Origin of the sequence: Dietzia sp. DQ12-76, assembly GCF_014145045.1 — a bacterium.
Classification (GTDB): domain Bacteria; phylum Actinomycetota; class Actinomycetes; order Mycobacteriales; family Mycobacteriaceae; genus Dietzia.
In genome coordinates this window covers 2,816-7,634 of record NZ_JAALDV010000468.1, presented here as the reverse complement: position 1 = coordinate 7,634, position 4,819 = coordinate 2,816, and the positions used below count along the sequence as shown (strand labels likewise).

Annotated in this window: 4 protein-coding genes; all 4 read right to left on the bottom strand. The window is 71.1% G+C overall.

The features are described 5' to 3' along the window. Positions 1-5: 5 nt before the first annotated feature. The 4 genes from G6019_RS14860 to G6019_RS14845 all read right to left on the bottom strand — a co-directional run bounded on the left by G6019_RS14860 (position 6) and on the right by G6019_RS14845 (position 4,740). Complete coding sequence (locus tag G6019_RS14860) at positions 6-899, bottom strand: metal-dependent hydrolase (protein ID WP_107757464.1); 894 nt, start codon at positions 897-899, stop codon at positions 6-8. Between the two features lie 40 nt (positions 900-939). Then, a complete protein-coding gene (locus G6019_RS14855; RefSeq protein WP_309230281.1) occupies positions 940-2,694 on the bottom strand; it encodes an SDR family oxidoreductase in 1,755 nt (584 codons plus the stop codon). After that, positions 2,691-3,584, bottom strand: a complete 894-nt coding sequence (locus G6019_RS14850) for a M24 family metallopeptidase (protein ID WP_182612387.1) — start codon at positions 3,582-3,584, stop codon at positions 2,691-2,693. Before G6019_RS14850 ends, G6019_RS14855 begins: the two co-directional genes overlap by 4 nt. A gap of 79 nt (positions 3,585-3,663) precedes the next feature. Continuing rightward, positions 3,664-4,740 (bottom strand): DUF368 domain-containing protein, encoded by a 1,077-nt coding sequence (locus tag G6019_RS14845; RefSeq protein ID WP_194305786.1) that lies wholly within the window; start codon positions 4,738-4,740, stop codon positions 3,664-3,666. Positions 4,741-4,819 lie beyond the last annotated feature (79 nt).

Here is a 4,819-nt window from a genome sequence, read left to right as displayed (position 1 = left end):
CCACGTCAGTGCCCTGCCCGCGCGGCCGGCGAGGTGGCAAGGTAGCGGATCGCGGGTTCCACCGATCCCTGTTGGTTCGGATGGTATCCCCGACGCAGGTAGGGCACGATCTCGCGGAGCAGCAGGGCGGGGTGGGGCAGCAGGCCGCGTCGGGCCGCCGCCGCCCAGTCCCGCCACCGGGCCCTGCGGTCGACCTCGGGGTCGACGGCCATGAGGAACCGGACGCCCCGGACCCACAGCCAGAACAAGGCGGGGGTGACGAGGAGATAGGCGCGTACTCTACGGATGTATGAGCTGTCCAGGTGGGTGAGCAGATCAAAGCACACCGCGCGGTGCTCCACCTCCTCGGCGCCGTGCCACCGGAGCAGGTCGAGCATCGTGGGGTCGGCCCCCGCCCGGTCGAGCGCCGGGGAGTCGAGGACCCAGTCACCGAGGACGGCCGTGTAATGCTCGATCGCGGCGATGAGCGCGATCCGCTCGACCAACCAGTTCTCGGCGCGCCGCCCGCGGAGGTCACGGCCTCCGAGCAGGGTCCGGAACGCCCAGTCGACCTGCCGCGTGTAGGCGGCGACGTCGACACCGGCGGCCGCGAAGTGGCCGAGCACGCCGCCGTGGGCCTGCGAGTGCATGGCCTCCTGGCCGATGAACCCCAGGACGTCCTCCCGGACCCGGTCGTCCCTGATCATGGGCAAGGCCTCCTGTAGAACCCGTACGAACCAGTCCTCACCGGCGGGCAGCAACAGGTGCATGACGTTGAACGTGTGCGTGATGACCGGGTCACCGGGGATCCAGTGCCACGGCAGATCCGACCAGTCGAACTCGACCTCTCGGGCGACCAGAACGAGCTGCTCCTCGTCGTGCTGCGGGCGCCCGCCCTGCGTTCCGGTGGTGGTGGCCATGGGGTTCCTTTCCGGTTTCGTGCGGTGGGGAGGGTGGGGTTCAGCCCGGGGTGAGGTCGGCGCGCGCGAGAACGCGCAGCAACCCGGGCGCCAGTCCGTGAAGCCGCATCCCGATCCGGGACTCGGCGGTCACCGCGACGACGGCGCGGTTATCGTCGGCGGCGCGCACGATCGCACGGGCGACCTTCTCCGGGCTGTAGTTGCGCCGGGCGTACTGCCCGGACGCGGCGCGCCGGGTCCTCTCCTGGGAGTCCTCGTCCATGCCGACGTATCGGGTGGAGCGGCTGATGCCGGTGTTGACGAAGCCGGGACACACCACGGTGACGCCGATCCCGTGGCGCGCCAGGTCGGCACGAAGGGACTCGCTCAGGGCCAGCACGGCGGCCTTGGTGGTGCCGTAGGCGGGCAGGATGCGCGAGGGGAGGAACGCCGCCGCCGAGGACACGTTGACGAGCTGGCCGCCGGTCCCGTGGTCGCGCATCATCTCGCCGAAGACCCGGCAGCCGTGGATGACACCCCACAGGTTGACGTCGATGACCGCCTGCCAGTCCCGGAGGGTGGTCTCGAGGAAACCACCACCCATCCCGATTCCCGCGTTGTTGATCACGACGTCCGGGACGCCGTGGCGCTCCTTCAGATGGTCGGCGAACTCCTGCCACGCGTCGGAGTCGGTCACGTCGAGCAGGTACGGCACACCCGTGCCTCCGACGAGTCCGACCTGGCGGGCCGTGCGCTCCGCGCCGTCGAGGTCGCGGTCGGCGATGACCACGGTGGCCCCGCGCGATCCGTACTCGACGGCCGTGGCGCGGCCGATGCCGCTGCCCGCGCCCGTGATGACGACGAGCTCTGCGAGCCGCCCGTCGACGGCCCGCGCGTTCTCCGTCCCCCCGGATCCGCTGACGGACCGTATGTGCTCGTCGACCAGTGCGGCGACCACCGCGGGCCGGTCGCTCACCACCCAGTGCCCGCCGACGACGGGACGCACGTGGACGTCCTCCGCACCGAGCCGCGCGCATTCCTGCAGGGCGGGCGTGACGAACACGTCCCGGGTCGGGGTCAGGACCTGCACCGGGACCGAGGTGTGACGCCGCCGGGGGCGTAAGAGGTGGCGGCGCATGTTGGCGCGGTACATCTCGAGCCCGTTGACCAGATCGCGCTCCGGGCGCGCGACATCGTCCGGGGACACCTCGGCGGCTCCGCGTCCGATCGCGACGATCCGGCGCCCGAGCCCGGCCCCCACCCTGCTGCGCCACAGGGCCTCGGGCAACCACGGGAGGTGGAACCATCCGATGTAGGTGGAGGACAGGGACTGGGTGAGCATCGGGGCGGTGCGCTCGCGCCCCTCGCCGGTGATCCACAGGGCGACCAGGTCGAGGCACGGACCCGAGATCGACGTGAAGCTCGCCGCACGCGAGGCCGCGCCGTCCCCGGTGACGGCGTGCCACGTCTGGATCGATCCCCAGTCGTGCCCGAGCAGGTGCACCGGCCTGTCCGGAGACACTGCGTCGATGACGGAGTCCAGATCGGCGGCGAGCTGGTCGGTGGAGTAGCCGGCCCGCGAGGAGGGCGCCTCGGAGTCCCCGGCACCGCGGACGTCGTAACTGACGACCCGGTAGCGGTCGGCGAGTTCGTGGGCGAGGCCGTCCCAGACGCTGCGGTTGTCGGGATAGCCGTGGATGCAGACGAGGGTCGGGGCGTCGGCCGGGCCGGTGACCGAGACCGCGAGAGAGAGGCCGTCGGTGGTCGACACGGTGGTCAGCTGTGTGTCTGCGACCTGCCTATCGGCGCCGCTCACGCCGCGGCCTCCGAGGTCGTCGTGGTCTCGGGCGTCCCCGGAGCCTCCCCCGACCCGCAGGCCAGACCCTGCCGCCTCCACCGGCACACGTGGGGGGTCTCGTCGTCGAGCCACACGGCCGACCCGTCCGGCCGTACCAGCAACGCCTCCTCGAACTTGACCCCGACGTCGCGGAAGCCGATGTGCGGTTCGACCGCCCACAGCCCGGGTTCCGGGCGGTGGTCGGAGATCTTCCCGGACGCCCACAGCGGTGACCGGTTGTGCGCACGCTCGACCATGAGGTCGCCGACGAGCGTCCGCACGGCGCGACTGCCGAAACCGAACGCGATGAAGCGGGGGATGCGGGACTCGATGTCGCCGACCTGATGGGCGATGACTCGACCGGGGTAGACGCGGTGCCGGTTGTCATATCCCTGCCGACGGATGAGCTCGTCGACCTCGAGGTAGACCTCACGCAGTGTCGCGCCCTCGGTGATGAGTCGCGGGATGAGGTCCCGGTGGGCGGCCAGATCGGTCATCAACTCGTCGTGGATCGCGTTCTCGCCGAGGACGCGGGCGTAGCCGATATCCCCCACGGCGCGGTCCAGGACCGGTGCGACGTCCAGGATGTAGGGCATCCCCTCGCCCAGTCGGCGACGGGTCGGGAAGAAGTGAACGGGCGTTGCGAAGCCGCGGAAGGCGGTCCGGTCGCCGAACCACGCGAACGGGGTGTGGAACCACTCGCGTACTCCCCGGTCGGTGAGCCACTCGTGCAGCCGCGCGGCCACCTCTCGTTCGGTGACCCCCTCGTCGAGGGTCGCGGCAACGCTCTCGACGCAGTCGTAGGACAGTCGCTGCACGGTCCGGTAGCGCTGCAGGAACGTGGCATCCGTCACATCACTATGAGACATGGCGTCCATCATAGACACCATGTCTCATTAAGCAAGGGCTGTCCCGCGGACAGCTCGAGCCGGCCTGTCGGGGAGCTTCCTATTCACGATCCTCGAGGGCCGTGACCCGCGGGTCCGGGTCAGTGGTCGCGGCCTTGTCGGCGACCACCCGCTCGACGACCAGGACGATCACCACCACCACGACGCCGGCGGCCACCGCGGCCAGGACCACCGGCCAGTCGGAGCCCGGAGCCAGGACGTCGGCCTCCTCGGTCTGCCACGGCCACAGGGCTCGCAGGGACCCGAGCATCAAGCCGGCCATGGCGATGAGTGTGGGCTTGCGGAAGTCCTCCAGCAGCCGGTCGAGGATCTTGACGAACAGAGAGATGCCGACCAGCGCGCCGAGCGCGAACACCCCGAGGTAGGCGACGTTCCGGTCGTCCACCGCGCCGAGTGTCGGGGCGTACAGGCCCATCGCCAGCAGTAGGTACGAACCCGAGACCCCGGGCAGGACCAGCGCGCAGATCGCCACCGCCGCGGCCACGAACACCAGCAGGTAGGAGGGGTCGCTGATCGCCCCGCTCGGCAGCCCGGACAGCACGAACGCCAGTGCCGCACCGCCCGCGAAGATCAGTCCCAGCGCCCAGCTCCGTCCACCCGGGGTGGCCCGCGCCATCCCCAGGGGCACCGCGATACTCGCCGCGACCATGCCGAGGAACAGGCCGCGGGCGAGCTCCGGGCTGCCCTCGACGAAGCCCTTGAGGACTCCGGCCAGGGTGAAGACCATCGCGAGCATGCCGACGGCGAGCGGCAGTAACAGCCACCAGTCCACGTGGCGGAAGGCCGCCGCCGTCCGCTCCCGACGGTCCGGACCGAGGACCGCCGACCTCATCCCGTCCACCACGTGCGCGCCGGAGTCCAACAACCGCGGGTACACGCCGGTCACCAGGGCGACGGTGCCGCCCGAGACGCCGGGGACGAGCTCGGCCATGCCGATCAACCCGCCCCGGATTCCGTTACCGACCACCCCGAGCGGTCCGGGCCGGGCGGGCAGGGGCGACCGCGGGTCCAGATCCGCGTCGGCGACAGGGTCGTGGTGGACCGACTCCGCTGCGGGGCCGGGGGGCGTGCCTCCGGGTTCAGGGGTGGACGCGGGCCGTGGTGACTCGACTGACATCTCTCCAGTTTCCCCGACGACCCGCCCCGAAGCCCAGTCACCACCCCGTCCATGCGCGATCAGGGTGACCAACCCGTCA